Annotated in this window: 9 protein-coding genes; 2 read left to right on the forward strand and 7 right to left on the reverse strand. The window is 42.1% G+C overall.

Features of this window, described 5'->3' with window-relative positions; all coding sequences use genetic code 11:
- Nucleotides 1-2: 2 nt before the first annotated feature.
- The 3 genes from Q3A68_RS22575 to Q3A68_RS22585 all read right to left on the reverse strand — a co-directional run bounded on the left by Q3A68_RS22575 (nt 3) and on the right by Q3A68_RS22585 (nt 5,171).
- The gene (locus tag Q3A68_RS22575) at nt 3-2,993 is read right to left on the reverse strand and encodes a glycoside hydrolase domain-containing protein (protein ID WP_302903416.1); all 2,991 of its coding nucleotides are present in this window, start codon (nt 2,991-2,993) and stop codon (nt 3-5) included.
- A complete protein-coding gene (locus tag Q3A68_RS22580; RefSeq protein ID WP_302903417.1) occupies nt 2,993-4,048 on the reverse strand; it encodes a phosphotransferase enzyme family protein in 1,056 nt (351 codons plus the stop codon). Before Q3A68_RS22580 ends, Q3A68_RS22575 begins: the two co-directional genes overlap by 1 nt.
- Nucleotides 4,049-4,145: 97 nt before the next feature.
- Nucleotides 4,146-5,171: a LacI family DNA-binding transcriptional regulator gene (locus Q3A68_RS22585; RefSeq protein WP_302903418.1), complete on the reverse strand. Its 1,026-nt coding sequence runs from the start codon at nt 5,169-5,171 to the stop codon at nt 4,146-4,148.
- Between the two features lie 174 nt (nt 5,172-5,345).
- Here Q3A68_RS22585 and Q3A68_RS22590 point away from each other — a divergent pair, with 174 nt between their 5' ends.
- Complete coding sequence (locus Q3A68_RS22590) at nt 5,346-6,302, forward strand: NAD-dependent epimerase/dehydratase family protein (protein WP_302903419.1); 957 nt, start codon at nt 5,346-5,348, stop codon at nt 6,300-6,302.
- Between the two features lie 89 nt (nt 6,303-6,391).
- On the opposite strand, the gene Q3A68_RS22595 is transcribed toward Q3A68_RS22590, so the two are convergent.
- From Q3A68_RS22595 to Q3A68_RS22610, 4 genes are all read right to left on the reverse strand, one after another.
- On the reverse strand, nt 6,392-7,402 hold the full coding sequence (locus Q3A68_RS22595; protein WP_302903420.1) for a c-type cytochrome: 1,011 nt from the start codon (nt 7,400-7,402) through the stop codon (nt 6,392-6,394).
- 24 nt (nt 7,403-7,426) lie between these two features.
- Nucleotides 7,427-8,839, reverse strand: a complete 1,413-nt coding sequence (locus Q3A68_RS22600) for an aryl-sulfate sulfotransferase (RefSeq protein ID WP_302903421.1) — start codon at nt 8,837-8,839, stop codon at nt 7,427-7,429.
- A gap of 85 nt (nt 8,840-8,924) precedes the next feature.
- Nucleotides 8,925-10,442 (reverse strand): RagB/SusD family nutrient uptake outer membrane protein, encoded by a 1,518-nt coding sequence (locus Q3A68_RS22605; RefSeq protein ID WP_302903422.1) that lies wholly within the window; start codon nt 10,440-10,442, stop codon nt 8,925-8,927.
- A 43-nt stretch (nt 10,443-10,485) separates the two neighbouring features.
- Nucleotides 10,486-13,599: a SusC/RagA family TonB-linked outer membrane protein gene (locus tag Q3A68_RS22610; RefSeq protein WP_302903423.1), complete on the reverse strand. Its 3,114-nt coding sequence runs from the start codon at nt 13,597-13,599 to the stop codon at nt 10,486-10,488.
- A 1,194-nt stretch (nt 13,600-14,793) separates the two neighbouring features.
- Here Q3A68_RS22610 and Q3A68_RS22615 point away from each other — a divergent pair.
- Nucleotides 14,794-19,002, forward strand: coding sequence for a DUF8693 domain-containing protein (locus tag Q3A68_RS22615; protein ID WP_302903424.1), 4,209 nt, complete (start codon nt 14,794-14,796; stop codon nt 19,000-19,002).
- Nucleotides 19,003-19,501 lie beyond the last annotated feature (499 nt).

The following is a 19,501-nucleotide window of genomic DNA, read 5'->3' on the forward strand; positions in this document are numbered from 1 at the left end:
GATCATTTTAAAATCAGCAACCAACCTTTGCCTTTTGAAACCGGTATTTCCTCATTCGGGCTAAATTGGCTACCCGCCTGGAAGTTGGTAATTTCAGGTGCCGCCAGTTTTGCCTTCGTTGGATCTATTCCCAAAGCCTTCCAGTCGATATTAAGCTTAAACTTCGTATCGTCCCCAGCCCAGCTTGCGATTGCGATCATCACTTTCTTATCTTTTACATAAGCAGTAGCCAGTACATCCTTATTATTGGTCTTGACTGGATTATGACTCACCCAGTAACCGATCATCCTGCTGCTTTTGATACCGAAATCATCCCATGCTTTCCATATCGGACGAGGGTCAGCATGGTCTGACCATGGCATACGGTTGGTCATACCATATACTATACCACGCCATGGGTTACCACCACCTTGCAGCATTTCGCCCATCAGACCATAAGGTATGCCTGATACTTCCACCAGGAAGAAATTAGGGTCATTTTTCTCATAGTCAAAATACTCACCAAACCAAAGACGGTTCAGGTATGGGAAGTGCTCTAAATACAGGTTCGCGCTGTTATTAAAGCCGTCGCTTTTGTTGTATTGATTAGCCGAGTGCAAATCGATGATCCCAGGATGACCATTTTGAGTCAGTACGCGTTTAACACGCTTCATGGTGGTGCGGTCAAATGCCACGTCATCCAGGTAAATCCCGTCGATGCCCACATTATTCACCAGCCAGTTCATTCCTTCAACGTAGTAATTATGCCAACGGTTTACGCCGCTGTTGATAATGGCTGCGTCTTTTTGTTCAGGCACATACCATGCGGCAATGTAATCGCCGCCCAAATGCTCCTGCAACCATGAATAACCACCACCTTTGCCCGGCGAGAATATCTCATGCCCAAGGCTCCGCATCGGTTGGATTTCATAGGCGCTGTTAGACAATTCACGTACTGTGTTATATATCTTCACCTTTAAACCAGTTTGATGCGCTGAATCGATATAGTTCTTCATCTTTTGCCACGCAATGAACGGATAGTTGATATATGGGTTAATAGCCGTTCCGTGGTGAATATTAATCACGGTAGCACCGGTCTGTTTGATGCTATCGATAGGGCTGTATTTATGATAAAAACGCATATCCCACTGCTGCTCAGTATTAATAGGATGGAACGGCGTGATCATCAAGGTGAAGTTATAGTACAGCACCTCTCCCTTTTTCATACTGCGCCCGCCGCTGTAATTAGTCACAGAGGCACCGCCTGCATTAGAGCTGATATTGATGCCACCTTTACCATCGTTGCCCCATGATGTAGGAAGTACCAACGGTTTTGAAAGATAGAAGTTGGTATTCAATGGACGAATATATTTATCATCCCTTAGCGAAAACTGCAAACCTGCATTCACATTGCCTATCCATGCGCCATCCTGGTTTTTGTGGGCCACATCCCAGTGCCATTCATAGTTGTCCGGGCGTTTTGATCCCTTTTCATTCAGACCCATCATATATTCCGATGCCTGTTTGCTGAAAGGAATTACCATTTGAATATCATTCAGATCGGCATTGTTCAATGCGGTTACTTTTATCTGGTAGTTGATAAAACCGTCAAACTCCACACGTGCCGATACACTCAGGCTTACGTCCTTATTGCTGCTGGTGCTTGTCCAGGTTACCGTTCCGGGCTCAGTTTGTTTTATTTTAAGCTGACCGGCTTTCCATTTCTCAATATTCCCGACCTTATCCTTTACATTGAACTGGAAAGGCTGGGCCAACACATGATTAGGTGTTGTGCCAATGCTGGTCATTTCCTCGGTAAAGTAGGTATTGATCTGGCTCGGGAAACCATTCTGACCCAAGGTCAGTTTTCGACCAAGCAGGCTAATGGTATTGCCCTCAACCTTTAGCGGCAGATAAGGTTTAATCACCACATTTTGCTGAGCCATTGTCGAATTCAGCCACGCAAGGCGGGTTTGCTTCCATGGCTCGCTGATACCTTTATCGTTTAATACCCTGTCTCCAATATTCAGGGTGATCTTTACCTCGCGGGATGGCAAGCCGGCAACTGTAATAGTTGCAGTACCGGTATATTTTCCGGATTTTATACCTGCCGGGATGTTAACCAGGCACCACATCGCCTGGATATGCCCTTGCTCTACGTCTACCGTTTTCTTAAAAGTCTTTCCTTCGGCAGTGATTCCATCGGTATTTAAACAACTCATTGCTGAGGCTGGTATTACACCGCCCTGCCCTTTCAGGTCGCTAAATGAGATTTTAATATCATTCAAATTTTTTGCAAAAGCATAAATGCCTAGCTGATAGCTGAAGTTCTCGCCACGTGCCGCCGTATCACTAAAGCTCGACTCGCTGGTTTTAACTACCCATCGTTGTGGCAGGCTGGTATCCATACTGATCGGATATATCCTGTTCTCAGGGAAGATCAAATATGGCTGTTGACTGGCATTACTGATCAGCTTTTCGGTTTCTGCTTTAGTGGCGATCACCTCCATCGGGTACAGATTATTCAGCGAGTTGTATGATTCGAAGTAATCGATTTTGGCTCCAGCTTTTACGCCATCTACCAACTTCAGCCATTCATCCGATGCAGTGCTGTTTCCTTTTCTATAGACCGCATTTGGATAGTTTAACGATTGTTTCAGATCATAAGGAAGAAAATAAATATAATAATTACCCATGCCAGAAACAGGTTCAAAGTCAACCGTTCCTTCTTCCGGACCTACATTTTTTGTTTTCACATTGGCAATCTGCTGCCCGGTTTTGGCATCAACCACGATGATCAGCTGATCGGGCTTAACCGTGCGGCAACGCCATGGCACCACCACTTCGGCCACTTTACCTTCACCGGTAACAGTAACTACTGCTCGTTGATTTCCCAGTTTATCCGGGTCCCAGGTTTTATTACCTGTTTTATAAGGAACAGTTTGAGCTTTTGATATACCTGCTGTCAACATGAGCAAACAGGTAGTTAGCAATACGTAAGTTTTGCGCATCATTATTCTTTTATAGATGAGTGGTTAGTCAACTGAATTTTTTCTTCGATTTTTATTAATTGATTGAGTAAGGTTAGCTGGTTATTTGCCCGATTCAGATTTTGCCCGGCGTAGGTAGTATGGTAATACACATCGCCATTCAGATAATCTGATAGGAAACGGATCGCCTGCATATAGATCATGAATTTGCCTGCATAAATAAAATGTTCTTTTTCAAACGAGGTCAGCTCGTTACTCATTTCTGAAAGGTACCCCTTGTAGATCGCATCAAAACACTGTTCATCTACCACTATTTTTGACAGATCAATTTCATCCTCGTTAGCCGGTGATAAATAAGTGCGCAGCATATCACCCACATCGCTGATAAAATAACCCGGCATTACTGTATCCAGGTCGATCAGGCATATGCCGTTCCAGTGGCTATCAAATAATACATTGTTGATCTTAGCATCGTGGTGAATCACCCTTACCGGGAATTTACCACTGTATTTTAATTCTTCATAGGTTGACAGAATATCTTTGTGCTTATTAACCTCGGAAATAGGCCATTTAGCCTGATCTAATTTGGCAGTGGACGCATTCAGGCATGCTTTCTCAAATTCTTTATAACGAAGGGCAAGGTCATGAAACGATGGTATCGTATCTCTCAATTCAGAGGCATTAAAGTCCCTAAGCAGAAAAGTAAATTTTCCGAACTGTTTTGCCGCCTCATAAGCTTGTTTATAGTCAGTCACCGAATTAATGCTTGTTGAATTATCTATAAAAGGGAATAACCTGAAAATTCCATCTTTATTAACCGCCAGCGACAATCCATTTAATGTCAGCAAAGGGGCCACAAAAAGATAATCGGGGTATCGGGTATTCAGATAAGATTGCAACTTCGACAAGTTTTCTGCAATTGCCTCAGGCTGCTTAAACACATCAGTATTTATCCGTTGCAGAATATAACTCTTGTTTCCGCTTATTTTCCACGTGCTATTGATCAGACCAGAACCATATTCTTCTATTTGGTAGTTAAGCACATTTATGCCGAACTGTTCAAGTATTTGATTGAGCATTATTGGGGTTTATTTCAATCAAACCTATATAAATGGATGCTAATAAAATTACGCAAACGTTTGATTGATTTTAAGCGATTCTTGCCTGGCTGTTAATTCATTGCTTACGGTTTTCAATCAGCTGCGATTCAATGATACTTTTATAGTAAGCGCTTTGTTCGTCGGGTGCGTTTTCTTTGCGGGCGAGCAGGTCGAGCAAAATTTCAGCAGCTTTTTGCCCCTGCAGATAAGGGAATTGTTCAACAGAAGCGATTGGTATATGCTCGATATAATTCACCAGGGGTAAATTAGAATAGCTTACAAACTCAATGTCCCTATTTATCTCAAGATTTAAGCTGCGCGAATGCTTTATGGCGAATAGTGCCACGTAATCATTAAAGGTGACGATCGCCGTAGGTTTTCTTTTATTGTTGAGCAGATCATTCAGAGCGGCAAGGGTTCCCTCTTCAGTCAGATCACAATTGACTACCAGCGACGGGTCGAATTTCAGCCTATTTTTCACCATGGCCTTGATATAACCTTCTTTGCGTTCGTTAGTGGCAAATAATGTTGCCGGTCCGTTGATCATACCTATTGCCCGATGCCCCCTTTTTAGCAAGTAATTGACAGCCTCAATGGTACCGGTTTCCATGTTGCAAGCTACATAGTGGATATTAGGAATAGCCGGGATTCGATCAAAAAACACGATAGGGATATCGTATTTTTTCATAAGCTCAAAGTGATCATACTTCGAAGTATTTTTCGCCACCGACACCAAAAGGCCATCAACCCTGTTGTTCTTCATCTTTTCGACCAGCTGCCGTTCCCGTTGCTCGTTATCATGCGATTGACCTAACAATACAGTGTAATTCTTATGGTAAGCGGTATCTTCGATCGCGCTGATTGCAACAGAGAAAAAAGTCTCCGTCAGCTCAGGCAGTATGACGCCGATGGTAAAAGTCTTGCCTTTTTGGAAGGATATTGCATTCTGATTGGGCTCGTAACTCATCTCACGTGCCAGCTTTTTGATCTTTTCGCGTGTGACCGCCCCAATACTGGGATGATCATGCAAGGCCCGGGACACTGTTGATATCGAAAGGTTCAACAAACGTGCGATCTCTTTTATGGTTACCGGCCTCGACATAGAAACAATCTACTTAATTAGTCTTCCAAGGTAACAATTTCGAATTGAATTCACACTCATACAACCAAAGAACCACTAGCATAAATGCACTGCAAACGTTTGCGCATAGTTACAAGAACGGATAACAGCCTGTTCCGCCGCTTAATGTATAATTTCATCTGTTATTTAAAAAGGATGAAAGATAAAATACTGGTTATTGGTGCTAACGGACAAATAGGCACTGCTCTTATCCCATTTTTGGAGGAAATTTATGGAGAAGGAAATGTAATCGCATCAGATATCAATAACCCGGTTAATTATACAGGAGTATTTGAGCACTTGGATGCAACAAAAGCCGACAACCTTTCGGCCGTGATCAAAAAACACGATATCACACAGATCTATCACCTGGCAGCCATTCTATCGGCCCGTGGTGAGGCTGATCCGGTTTGGGCATGGAACATCAATATGCAAACCTCGCTGAGTGTGTTGCAAGCAGCGCGTGAACATAAATTGAACAAACTATTTATCCCAAGCTCAATTGCAGTCTTTGGGCCGTCATCGGGTAAGGAGATGACGCAGCAGAATGCATGTCTTGAACCCTCGACCGTATATGGAGTAAGTAAAGTAGCGACGGAGAACTGGTGTTCTTACTATTATCACAAATACGGCATCGACGTGCGGTCGCTAAGATATCCGGGAGTGGTCAGTCACCAATCAATGCCGGGCGGCGGTACTACCGACTATGCAGTCGATATTTTCCACAAAGCCATCAATGGCGAGAAATACACCTGCTACCTTAAACCTGATACTGCTTTACCAATGATCTATATCGATGACGCCTTAAGGGCAACGATCAAGTTGATGGAAGCTCCGAAAAAGAAAATTACTGTAAGAACCTCCTACAACCTGGCGGGCTTAAGTTTTACACCGGATGGGTTATATCAAAATATAAAGAACATTACCTCATCATTTGAGATGGAGTACCAACCGGACTTCAGGCAGGCTATCGCCGATTCATGGCCGGGAAGCATTGATGACTCTATTGCGAGAAATGATTGGGAATGGCAACCGGAATTTGACCTGTCCAGGATGAGCCGCGATATGTTTTTTCATTTGGCAAAGCATAAAGCCTTCGCATCCCAGCCATAAAAACTCTATTAAAAAGGGAGCTATTTCTTATCGAAATGCTCCCTGCATTAACTAATCAACCAATCCCAATAAGGGTTCTTTAATACGTTTTAATAAGTCGGCTCAACGCCCCTTCCTTTCCAATAATCAGCGATAGGTTTATATGGGCCATATTTATGTTGTTGTTCTGTGAACGGATCTTTGAATGGTCCCCTGTCATAGTCTATTGCTTTTTCTTCAGGGTTAGGATATTGATACTCCTTCACAAAGGGCCGCTGATGTATCTTATCATCATTGATAAAAGCGGCCAAGTCAAGTGCCTGCGCCGAAGTAAGAAATGGTTTATCGTGTGTAGCCTTATCATACGGCATGTTCGAAACAAGCCATTGTGCCATTTTAACAATACGGTGCATGCTCGATCCGGGTTGATAAGCTTTCATTCCCCACAATGGCGGATATTTATAGGTGCTATTATCAAGCCTCATTTCACCCTGACCGGATGTGCCATGGCAACGGGCGCAATCATTGGCATATAATACAGCACCTGCAGTCGATGACGCAGCGGTATCAGGCAATTCGATCTCCACATTTTTGAGTCCTTTAGTGGCTTTGGTCACATTAGCGGAATCGCTGAGCCATTTCAGGTACGACATAATGCCAATCATCTCGCGGCAGTCTAAAGGCAGCGGTCTGCCCAAATGCGGATGCATAATACAGTTGTTGATCCTTTCAGCCAGCGATAACACCTTACCTTCGCGGGCACGGTACGATGGATAATGACGAAAAGCGGTCACCAGGTTTAATGAATAAGGCTTGGTGCCTGCATCCTGGTGACAGTTGGTACAGTTCATTTTATTGCCCAAATACTTACCATTTACGCCATTCGGCCCAATATAATATGCAGTGTGCAGCATCAACTCGCGGCCATATTTTATGGCGTCGCCGAATTTATCATGCGGTATTTTTGTGGTGTCCACAGCGACAACCGCTGAGTCTGCCTTTACTTCAGTCGACTGGGCATCGCTTTTACCCTCTCCCTTGCTTTCGCTGCACGATGAGTAAAGCTGCACCATACCCACAACGATCAATAGATAGATAATATACAGATAGCTTTTTTTCATTTTCCTCAATTTATTCTGTAAATATTATGGTTTCAAATAAGGGGCAAGTTCACTACTTCGTATAAACTCAGCCCTGTAGGTCGGCATAGCTGTTTCCATTGTCCACAGCAAATTACCTTTTCTATTAGTCAGCACCACCACATGTCGTTTTGAACAACAAACCAATACCGATGTATCATTGATAAGATAAGCGCTGCCCATCCGTCCATTAAATACTTCTTTCGGCAGTTTTATATGCATATCAATTTGTGAGGTCTGATTCTTCTCATCCAGTTTAATGGCAAATACACCGGATTGTCGTTTTTCGACGCCATTGTCAAAAAACATCAGGTTACCCTGCGAATTGATATACACCGCATGCGCCTGGGTAAAATCGCATTCAGCTGGTTTTGAAATTGTTCCACTTCTGCCGAATTTCCATATCAGTTTGCCGGTATGTGCGTCGATCTTCCATATCTGGCCATTGTTGTAGAATGACATGATATAGTTGCCATCTTTATCAAAATTCAGACTGTTGGCATGCATCCAGTCCCTCCTGGTTTTTACAATGTTTTTATCTTTCAATGGGTCGAGCACATCAAATACGCTCCATCGCCATAACTTCTTGCCTGTTTTATCCAGCACGATGATGCCATCGCCGCTTACTGTATCTTTTTTTCCGCCGCCTATCGAAGTTAAGTCCATTGTCTTTTTGTCGACATAGATTGTCACCAGTTGCCCTTTATCATTCTTGATGAGCTCATGATGAATGGTCAGATTTTTAAAATCGTTTTGACCTTGTTTCAAGTGCAATACTGTATCGCCCAGCATATTGAGCTCCAGTATCTCGTGTCCATAACTTGTTGGCTCATCATTACTACCCAATAAGGAGAGTATCGTGTGATCTTTTGTAAAATGGATCACCTTAAAACCCAGGCCATCTACCATGTGGTACCAGCGGATAGTTCCTCTTTTATCGACGAAGTATGCTATGCCCGGCGCATACCTTTTATTGATAAGCATCAGACCGTCTGAGAAAGTTGAAGGTATTTTGACTGATTTAGCACTGTCTGCCTTAAACTGTTCCTGCAGGAACATTGGCAAAGGATTGGTTTTAAAGGTATAAGTTTTGCTGACTGTCTTTATCCCATTTTTCTCGGTTACGATATGATAGGTATAATCAGTTTGCGCAATTACATTACAAAGGATCAATGAGTGCTTTTCGGCATTACGTGAAACAGTCGACAAGAACTTTCCAGTGTCTTTTCCGCTTGCTCTCCAATATTCTGCGTACACATCAGCTGGCTGGGTAGTTATCACATTGATCTGAATTTTCAACTCATTATTGTTATGCACCCCCACCCTTATTTCCTCGATATTCACCCTGCCATCAGAGCAACCCGCAAGGATTGCAGTTATAGCTATTAAGGTTATGCATTGAGTTAAAAACTTTGTCATTATTCAGATCATTAAATCCCCTGCTTAAAAAATTCATCAGGATAAAGAAACCTTTACCCTGATAATGAAATTTAATTTGGGTTGTTTATTCTTGTCTTCCAGAATTATTCAAATTAGGATTGATAGTAACCTGGTTTAAAGGATACGGGAAGTACTGGTCACGCGGCAGTTGTACGTGTGCGGTTTGGCCTGTCCTGGTCAGATAAGCGTTTACCACCACATCATATTTGCCCATTCTCATCAGGTCGGCCCTGCGTTTTCCTTCATAGAAGAATTCCCATCCGCGTTCCTGTAAAATTGCATCACGCAATGTCGCCTGGCTATAGTTTGCTATATTTAACTGTGGAGCGTGTGAGCGCGCTTTCACTTGGTTGATCAATGATATGCTTTCAGCGTTCGGCCCGTTCAGCTCATTCAGTGCTTCTGCGCGACTCATCAACACATCAGCATAACGCAAAATATCAACGCTGTGCCCATCATAGTAAGTTTGCGGACCATTAGGATCAGCATATTTCTGGGTCGCAATATCTGGCATATAAAATTCGCCTGCCGGAGGGGTTGCACCAGGCGTTGGCGCTTCCATATGTACCAGGCCATCCGTACCTGTATATACCGGAAAGAATTCTTTCTTCCTGTCGTCCGCGTCATCAAATGAATGGTAAAAATCCCATGTTACAGCGTAATATTGCCACCTGTTCTGGATTATCGGGTGAGCCAAAGGCCCGAAGTGATTTAGCAATTCTGTACCATTCACGTTGGCATCGCTAAGCACCGAGAATATATTCTCTGAACACCATTTATTTTCTTCAGCAAATAAGCCCTGGTAAGACGGATAAAGCTGATAAATATTCAGATCCATTACCTGCTTGGCCATATCAGCTGATTTTTGCCACTGGTGCTGACGCAGGTATAGCCTCATTAACAAGGTCATTGCGGCTCCCTTCGTAGCACGTCCGGGATCATTTGTACTATAAATGGCGTTATTGGCATAACTTACCGGCAATACACTAATTGAATTGTTCAGATCATTGATCATGAAACTTTCAATATCTGCAACAGAGGTTAATGGTGCATTGGAGGTATAAGCAGGATTAGCAACGTCTTTCTCAGTCACCAAAACAACAGGCCCCCACAAATCGGTCAAATCACTATAGGCCACCGCACGCAAGAATTTTAATTCAGCAAGAAACTGGCTCTTTTGCGCATCGGTAATGCTTTTCATTGCCGAAATATTATAGATCGCATTGTTAGCGTCCGCTATCAATTTGTAGATCTGGCGCCAATCTTCGGCAATCAAACCATTAGCAGAATTCCACTGTGCCGATGAAAGATTTCCAGGGTCGCCTCCATAGCTGCAATGGCCAAGATCGGTTGTCAGGTCGGTAAGGGCAAAATGCCTTACCGTCCAATAGTCAAAGTTATCTCCCACTGATGGGCCTTTCAAACGGCCATATACTGCATTAACTGCCGCAATAGCATCCGATTCGGTTAAAAATGCATTGGTACTGGTAAGGCTGCTATATACCTTCGGATCCAGGTTTTTATTACAGCTTACCTGCATAACTGCCGAAGCCGCCAATAACAGAATTATATATTTTTTCATTTTTTTCTAGTTTATATTAATCCACAAAGAATAATCCAATTAATTACTGAAGCGACAGCCTTATACCTAAAGCAAATGTCCTGAATGCTGGGAAGGAGTTAAAATCTAATCCTCCTCCAGTATTTATTGCTGTTGCGGTTGTTGTATGCGCGTTCACTTCAGGGTCGGTACCTTTGTATGAGGTAAAGGTCAGCAGGTTTTGTGCCGTTCCATAAATTCTCAATCCCTGTATGTGCTTAATATGTGTGAACAAGGATTTTGGCATATTATAACCCAATGAAAGCGATTTTAACCGGAGATAAGATGCATCCTCGACAAATCTTGAGTTCACATAGTTATTGCTGTAAGTACCCATGAAATAACCTTCACGCGGTATTGAAGTATTTTCGTTTACACCCAAGACAAACCGGTTCAAAGCGTCGGTTGAAGTTGTAGATTCCAACACCAGGCGGTTCATATCAAACAAGTGATAACCGAATGCCCCCTGGAAGAATATGTTCAAGTCAAAACCTTTATAGCGAAAATCGTTACCAAAGCCCAGGATATAGCGGGGGGTACTATTGCCTAAATAAGTCCTGTCAGCGGGCGTTATCTTACCATCGCCATTCAGGTCAGCAAATTTTGGATCCCCAGGCTTTGAGCTAGGCTGCGGAGCGTATGTTTCGCCAGTTTTTATCACGCCGGCATATACATAACCGTACAGCTCACCCAATTCCTGCCCCGGAACCAATTTAGTAAATTGTTGCCCTGAAACCACACCACTAGGATTAGCTGTAGTTGCATCAACCTCAGCAACCCCTTTGGCCAATGTCAGGTCTTTTTGTTTATTGTATGCGATATTGAAGGTTGTATTCCATGAGAAATCAGTCGACTTAATATTCGCCGTATTAATACTCAATTCAATACCCTTGTTCTCAATCGAACCACCGTTTGCCCAAACACTACTAAATCCGTAATATTGACCGATTGGAATTTGCATCAATAGGTCGCTGGTCTTTTTGCGGTAAAGATCAAGGGTGGCGGTAATTCTATCATTCAGGAATCCCATATCCAAGCCAAAGTCCAACTGTGCAGTACTTTCCCATTTTAAATTAGGATTATATAATGTTGCGGGTTCAATTCCAGGCAATAATGTGCCATCAGGATTTAGGACAACGTTCCAGTTGGTAAATGCAGCCAAATACTGATAATTATTATTATTGGTGACAGGCAGTCTGTCGTTACCGGTAACTCCGTAGCTCACACGCACCTTTAAACTGGAAAATGTATTCAGATTTCTGATAAAGCTTTCATCACCCAAACGATATGCTAGTGCACCTGAAGGGAAATAACCGTAACGATTATTAGACCCAAATTGAGCCGAGCCATCCCTTCTTAATGTGAACGTTGCTAAAAGTTTGTCCTTATAGGCGTAATTTACCCGTCCAAAATAGTCGATCAATGTATTCTGAAATTTGCTGCTGGTATAGCCATTTGATATTGAACCAGCGGCTAAATTATGATACGAAAATTCGTCGGTAGAGAAGTTCTTACTGCTTGCATATAATGATTCGGTCACGTCTTTTTGGTTCGATGTACCCAAAAGCAGGTTAAAGTCGTGCTGGTCATTAATCTTAAATTTGTAAGTGAAATAATTTTCTACCAACCACCTGAAGGCATTTTTATTCTGTATTGACGCAATGCCGTGGTTGGCTGCTCCTGCCGGAATGGTACTTGGTGTGTACTTTCCTTCGTTTGATTCACTGTATTCAGAACCAGCATTTAAATGGTAAGTAAGGTTTTTGATGATCTGATAATCGACAGTTACGTTGCCATTAAATAATTTACCCTCTAAATTATCAGTTGGCTCCAATAAATTGGCCAAGGCATTTTGCACACCACTATTGCCCGGAGGAATATAAAAATGGAATGAACCGTCTGGATTGTAAATGGGTGCAGAAGGAGGCGCTGTCAATAAACCATATAAGGGAGCAGTAATATCGCCCGAATAGCTTTGTTGATTTGAGCTGGAACTAGCCCCGTAGAAATTTGCGCTTATGGTAAGATCGTCCCCGACTTTTTTCTCAGTACCGATCCTGGCTGTATATTTTTGCAAATTGGTATTTTTTAACACCCCCAGCTGATTCAGGTAATTCCCTGACACGTATAATTTGGAGGTTTCATTGCCACTGCTGATGCTTAAGCTCCTGTTGTTGACATCTGCATTCTGCATAGCTGCATTAAGCCAGTTGGTATTGGCTATTTGCGTGCCCGAAGGAAACGGAGGAGTCTTTCCATCTTCAGTGAAAGTAGCGTTTTGTATGGCTGCATATTGAGGTCCGGTTAACAACGATGGCTTATAGGTTAAATATTGCCTGCCATTTGATACATCGGCGTCAATGTTTGCTTTACCCAGTTTTCCTTTTTTAGTTGTGATCAACACAACGCCGTTGCCGCCACGCGAACCGTAGATAGCGGTTGCCGATGCATCTTTCAACACCTCAATATCCTCGATATCATTTGGGTTTATTACGTTACCATTGTCAGAGATAAATCCGTCGACTACATATAATGGTGCATTGCTGGTATTGATAGAGTTACCACCACGGATGGTGATATTAATACCGCCGCCGGGAGCAAAGCTTGATTGCTGTACCTGTACACCAGCCGCTTTACCCTGGATAGCCTGCCCAATATTTGAGGTAGTGCCACCCAGGTTCAGGTCGTCCGCTTTTACAGAGCTTACTGAACCGGTTAAGTCGCTTTTCTTTACGGCTCCATAACCTACAACTACCACTTCCTGCATCGAGCGGGCATCTTCCTGTAATTGTATCGTTAAAAAAGTATTGTCGGATACAGTAACTTCTTTAGGGATAAATCCGACAAAGCTTATTACCAGCACCGAGCCTGGTTGAGCATCGATTGAAAACTGACCAGTAGCATCTGCTGCCGTTCCTTTTGGTGTTCCCTTTACTTTTACTATAGCACCCGGCAATGGCTGTCCTTTGCTGTCTGTCACCTTTCCTTTTACCAAGGCGATTAAGTTTTCGTGCCCTGCGCCAGTCTTTTCGGAAGCGAATGCCGTCGGCAAGGCATTCAGATTCAAAGCCCCGATCAGGCACAATGTTGTACCAATATTTCGAGGGCTCTTTAAATGTTGAAGTATATTTAGATTCATATCTAGTGATGTTTAGTTGGTGTGGTTTATTTGACATTGAATATTCAGGTAAATGGCCTGTTTTCCTAAACAATCAGGGCGGTTGCTGGGTGCTTTTCATAAACTTTAACTTTAAACAGTTAATAATTGAGTGTTAATTCTTGGTTATCAATAGCGGAAGGTAGAAAGGCTATGAGATAGTTAAAGAATATTACTTAACGCAAACGTTTGTGTTACAAAGGTTTCCAATTAACGGTTTTGGCAGGGAAACATCCTCTGATTTAGTGCTATAGCATTTGCTAAGCACTCTAATCATTTGTCGGTTGAGGTTTTGATCAGTGCGGGGTTAAGGCACCCCCAATTTGCTAGCAAAAAGAGAGAAATTTTGTTGGAAGAATATCACTACAAACGTTTGCGTAGAATTACAGTCAGGATCATAGCAGCAATTTAACAAAGGCTGACCCTGTACATTTTTCTTAGCAAAACTGCAATATTTTATATTCTGTAGACGTTACCTGATTTCCCAAACATCATACTAAAAATGAGCGCTTTACGCAACTCACAATAGTTATTAACAAGTATGAATATCACATTTATTAATTGATATTTAATACACTTATCCAATAATATCTAACTCATTCGTTTACCATTAAAAGGGCCTGCCTTTAAAAGCAAATAAGCTTCATAATTTGCTTAATATTAACAATTTAACTATTCAAACAATTCATCACCATTATCAATTATATTGTGTCGCACGTTGCTATTTTTTCTCAAAATTTCCCACGCTTATATTAAATTTATTTATTACTCTGTCAATTAAGTTTAAATAATATTTATACCGATCTGATAATGTGTAAATTATGCAACTATATGTTTAGACCTATAATTAATATCATTCTCCACAGCTTTCCACAAAACATTCCCCACTTCGAGAAACACACTTAACCAGCTGTTTATCAACTAAATATTTGCGATACCAGAACTAAATTATTCGGCAATAATTTGAAGTAATGCTATAAAAAAAGGCTTATTGAGCAACCCAAAAAATATTTACGCTGGTATGGAGATTGACCTATATGCGTGCGTAATTTATTGAGGCACAGACAAGTGAGTGTCAAATATACACTTTATGTGTTACCCCGCTTAGTATAACTGCGCAAATAATATTTGAATAGGTATTTTCTGCATATAATCCTAACCTAATTTTTACAGAACATGGTCATAAAATATTTACTTGCAACACTGTCTGCATTAGCTCAAAGATTCACATCGTCAGAGATCAATATCAACAACGAGGGAAATGCGTTAGCCTTTAATAAAGGCGGCATCAATTATCTAAATGTTTCTACTTCATTCGGCAGGTTCCGGCGTAGGAGAAGGAAGATAATAGATCTTTTGCCGAAGTCGATTATTATGGCGATGGTGTTGATCGTCTTATCATCAGCTAAGTTAATGGCAGCAACCATTACTGTCGTAGGCAATCCGGTTACGTTAACAGCAACGACAATTACTTATGGGTCTCCTGTTGCCACATCAACAATTCAATTCACCTTAAGTGGTTCGGCATTAACAGGCAACATAGTAATAGCTGCTCCACCTGCAGGATTTGAAATGAGCCTCAACAGTGCTACTGGGCCTTTTGTCACAACATCGATCAATCTTGTACCTTCGGGAGGATCCGTTGCTTCAACTACAATTTATTTAAGGTTAACGTCTACGGCAACAGCGGGAACACATTCAGGTACCATTTCTATTACTAGTCCAACAGCAACCACAAGAACTATAACCATTAATAACAGCACAGTTAATAAACTTACCATAACTGAATCAGGAGCTAGTGTCAGCAATAAAACATATGATGCCACTACAACGGCAACCGTTTCAGGCGGCACGCTTTCAGGTGTGATCAACGGAGATGTAGTTAGCATCAACACAACCGGAACATTTGCCAGTGCCAATGTTGCCAATAACATTGCGGTTACCGTTACATTAACAGGAGCTAATGCAGGCAATTATACACTAACAAACCCCGGCATAACTGCTAACATTACAGGTGCGCCGTTAACCATTACAGCAACAGGACCATCAAAATCTTATGGTACTGCATTAACTGCCGGAAATTACTCGACCAACTTTACCGCAACCGGAATGGTGGGCACGCAAACCGTTACCAATGTTACCTTAACGCCTGATGCGGCGGGCTTATCCAGTTCAACGCCTCAGGGTTCAACTTACGTTGTGACACCATCGGGAGGCACTGGAGGAAATGGATTCCTTGCCAGCAACTACAATATCACTTATCTTAACTTTAGTGGCACTGTAACAGGCGCCATATTAACCATTACGGCAACAAGTTTTACCCAGACCTACGGCTCTGTCGATCTTTCGGTAATAACATTTACTTATAGCGGATGGATTGGCTCAGATAGCCCCTCCAGTATGATTGTGGTACCCTCTATTAGTACCACAGCTCTATCCAGTTCAGGTGCGGGCTCTTATCCTATTACTGTAAGCGGCGGTCAGGCACCAGCCTATTATACAATTAATTATGTACAAGGTACTTTTACCATAAGCAAAGCTAGCTTAACTATTGTGTCCACAGGTCCTCCAAAAGTTGCCGGCTCCGCCGTAACTTCACCGCAGACATCTTCAGCGTATTTTACTGCGAGCGGATTGGTTGGCAGTGAGAGCATATCAACTGTTACGCTCACCATCTCACCATCCACATCTCAGACAGCAGGACAAACTTATACAGTTACGCCATCTTCGCCTACAGGCTCTAATGGATTCGATGTAAACAACTATAACATCACTTACACTGCTTATAGTGGTCAGTGCGGACAAAACTATACGTGGACTGGGGCAACCAATACCACCTGGTCGACGACTACTAACTGGTCTCCAAATGGCACACCTGGCACAAATGACAACGTTTTTATCCCGGCTACAACAACAAAACCTACCGTTACGGCCAGTACCAATGTAAATACGATAACTTTTACAGGGAGCAACACCCTTACAATTAATACAGGTATCAACATACTCTTTTATAATGGTTTTACGGTAAATTCCGGGGTAACAGCTACTATTAACATGGTTTCCACCAGTTCTCAGCTTCAGGTTGGCAACAACACAAGCCATGCTATAATGGATAACCTGGGCACACTCACTGTAAATGGGGGAACGGTATTTATTAACTGGGGGCTGAACTACATATATAATGAAACCAATGCCGTGATGACATTTCACGGTGGGAATACTCTTAATATAGGCGGCACCTCAGGGCAGCTTGCTTTCCAGAACAATGGGTTCTTCTTTGCCGGAACATCGAACTCAGCCTGTACCTTAAATATTGTCAACTCGCAATCGGTTATTAATGGAGCGCAAGGCAATTTTTACCTTGGTTCAACATCCAGTATCAATTTCAATGATGCGGCTGCTCACGACTCCCATTTTACCAATACTGCGGGTGGTAACTTCACAATACAGTCTGACCAATTTGGTACCGGGTCCATCGGCAAAATACCAAATAACCCAGGCACCCATCAAAATTCATTTGACGGCCTCTTTACGGTTGAACGGTATGTAAGCGGTGTCAGAGGGTATCGTTTATTTGCTTCGCCTGTATATGCTGCCACATCCGGTTCAAATAAGGTTTACAGCCTTAATTACACGCAGAATTCGGCATATATAAGCGGCACCAACTCAGCCGGAGGATTTGACAAAGTCAGCAATGGACCTACTATCTATCTTTGGCGTGAAGATGTTCCCGCTAGTAGAGCAACTTTTAGCAGCGGCAATTTCCGAAGCATAAATGACCTCACCTCCGGAAACAGTTCAACACCTACCTATACCTTTGATCTTACTTCGGGTTCATATTCTTTACCTGTCAGCAACGCATTCTTATTCTATTACAGGGGTGACAGGAATAGTGCTACATATACCAAAGCACAGCAATTCACGGTGGGTGCACCTGCAGAACCAACAACTTTTTCGACAACAGGCTATCTTACACAACAACAAGTAGTGTTTAGGGATTGGTATACGTCAAGCTCAAGTAACCTTGGCTGTACAAACCCAGATACTTTGGTCCGGGGCTTTAATCTTGCTGCCAATCCTTATGCATGCAGTATTGATTGGAATACCCAGCAAAGCTCATCAACTACTACGGGTATCTATGCGCTGAACCTTGCGACTTACATATATGAGTTTAACCCAAGGACCAATAACTACGATACATACTATAGTAATGGTACTTATACCAACAATGGCACCCGGACAATCATGAGCGGTCAGGGATTCTTTGTCGTCGCCTTAAATTCATCCGCACAATTGATCTTTAACGAAAGCGCAAAGTCAACTACACTCCAAAATACGGGTTTTAACCTCCTTATGGGTAAACCCGCCGATGAGCTTGCAAAAACACAATCGCTACGCATCGAATTGATGAAAGACACGATCAATAAGGATAACATATTTATAGCTTTTAATCCTAATGCCAAAACTGCGCTTGACATTGCAGAAGACGCACCCTACAAGCCAGGGACCGGCAAAGTAAACCTGGCAAGTATGTCAAGCGATAATCATGCGCTGTCTGTAAATATACTTCCATTCAATAAGCAAGGCCAAACTATTCCATTAAGAGTGGGGGCAACAGCATCCGGAGACTATCAATTGAACTTACTTGAAGTGAATGCAATTCCTAAATTGTTCGACATATTGCTTGTTGACAAATTTAAAAATGACACAACAGACATGCGCCAGAACAGCTCCTACAGCTTTGCGCTGGATAGAACCGACACCAATACCTATGGTTCAAAGCGGTTTGCTATCATAATGCGGCAAAATCCGGTATACGCATATCAACTACTTAACTTTAATGCACAAAAGGTTCCAAGCGCCAGGGAAGTACAAGTGGTATGGGATACAAAATACGAAGAGAATTATACCAATTTCACGGTTGAACGAAGCGTAGACGGGGGTAACACATTCACTGTATTAGGAGGCGTGCCGTCAACGGGCGCCGGGAATTATGGTTTCCTTGATAAAAACCCTGTTGCTGGTATGAACTTGTATCGGTTAAGACAAGAAGATATCAATAGTAAAATTTCTTATTCGCCAATAATTCCAATAGGATATGCCGTTGGTGCTAACAACTTCGCTCAAAATGGCATTAACATTTATCCTAATCCGGCAGCGGGCAGGATCAACCTGGCAATTGCCACACCGATTGCATCGGCAGCACCAAGTTCATATAGTATTCTGATCACTAACAGCTCAGGTAATATGCTGAAGAAAGTAACATCAAATCAACCTTACTGGCAAGGTGATGCCACAGGGTGGATGCCCGGGACATACATGGTTAAAGTGTATGACGCTAAAACGCAATCACTAATTGGAACAACAAAGTTTATTAAACTATAACTGATTATATAAGACCCAAAATAGCCTGAGCCGGCACCATTCTGACGGGCAAGGATCCATAGCTTAAACAGGCTATGGATTCCTGCACGATCAGATATTATTTTTTATTATTTTCAATAATAAATTATATTAATTTTATTTAATATTACTCCAATCCCACCTACTGACGGTAACACATAACCAGCCTTAAGATCGTACACCATTAGCTTTCCCAATGCTATTTAGTAGAATTCCATTTTAATTCCAGAATTAAAGCCAAAACAGTTATTGTCAATGCAATAATCTGATTATAAATAATTTATAATAAATTAATTTATCCGTCGATTTCCTTTAATTTATCTAATAAGCCATTTTTCACAATTGCTTTAATCATCCCTTTAATCCTATCAACCTTAAAGCAATATCAGTTTAACGTGGTCTTTTTTCCCAATTATTCCCCAACAATTAAGCTATAGCAATATATATTATACTATAAATCTATTCATATAAAATATATAAA

This window comes from Mucilaginibacter tolerans (genome assembly GCF_030519375.1).
Lineage (GTDB): Bacteria > Bacteroidota > Bacteroidia > Sphingobacteriales > Sphingobacteriaceae > Mucilaginibacter.

Coding starts and splice junctions, on each gene's coding strand:
- Q3A68_RS22580 (WP_302903417.1), bottom strand. CDS start 4,048: ATGCTCAATCAAATACTTGAACAGTTCGGCATAAATGTGCTTAACTAC.
- Q3A68_RS22585 (WP_302903418.1), bottom strand. CDS start 5,171: ATGTCGAGGCCGGTAACCATAAAAGAGATCGCACGTTTGTTGAACCTT.
- Q3A68_RS22575 (WP_302903416.1), bottom strand. CDS start 2,993: ATGATGCGCAAAACTTACGTATTGCTAACTACCTGTTTGCTCATGTTG.
- Q3A68_RS22615 (WP_302903424.1), top strand. CDS start 14,794: ATGGTCATAAAATATTTACTTGCAACACTGTCTGCATTAGCTCAAAGA.
- Q3A68_RS22605 (WP_302903422.1), bottom strand. CDS start 10,442: ATGAAAAAATATATAATTCTGTTATTGGCGGCTTCGGCAGTTATGCAG.
- Q3A68_RS22600 (WP_302903421.1), bottom strand. CDS start 8,839: ATGACAAAGTTTTTAACTCAATGCATAACCTTAATAGCTATAACTGCA.
- Q3A68_RS22590 (WP_302903419.1), top strand. CDS start 5,346: ATGAAAGATAAAATACTGGTTATTGGTGCTAACGGACAAATAGGCACT.
- Q3A68_RS22595 (WP_302903420.1), bottom strand. CDS start 7,402: ATGAAAAAAAGCTATCTGTATATTATCTATCTATTGATCGTTGTGGGT.
- Q3A68_RS22610 (WP_302903423.1), bottom strand. CDS start 13,599: ATGAATCTAAATATACTTCAACATTTAAAGAGCCCTCGAAATATTGGT.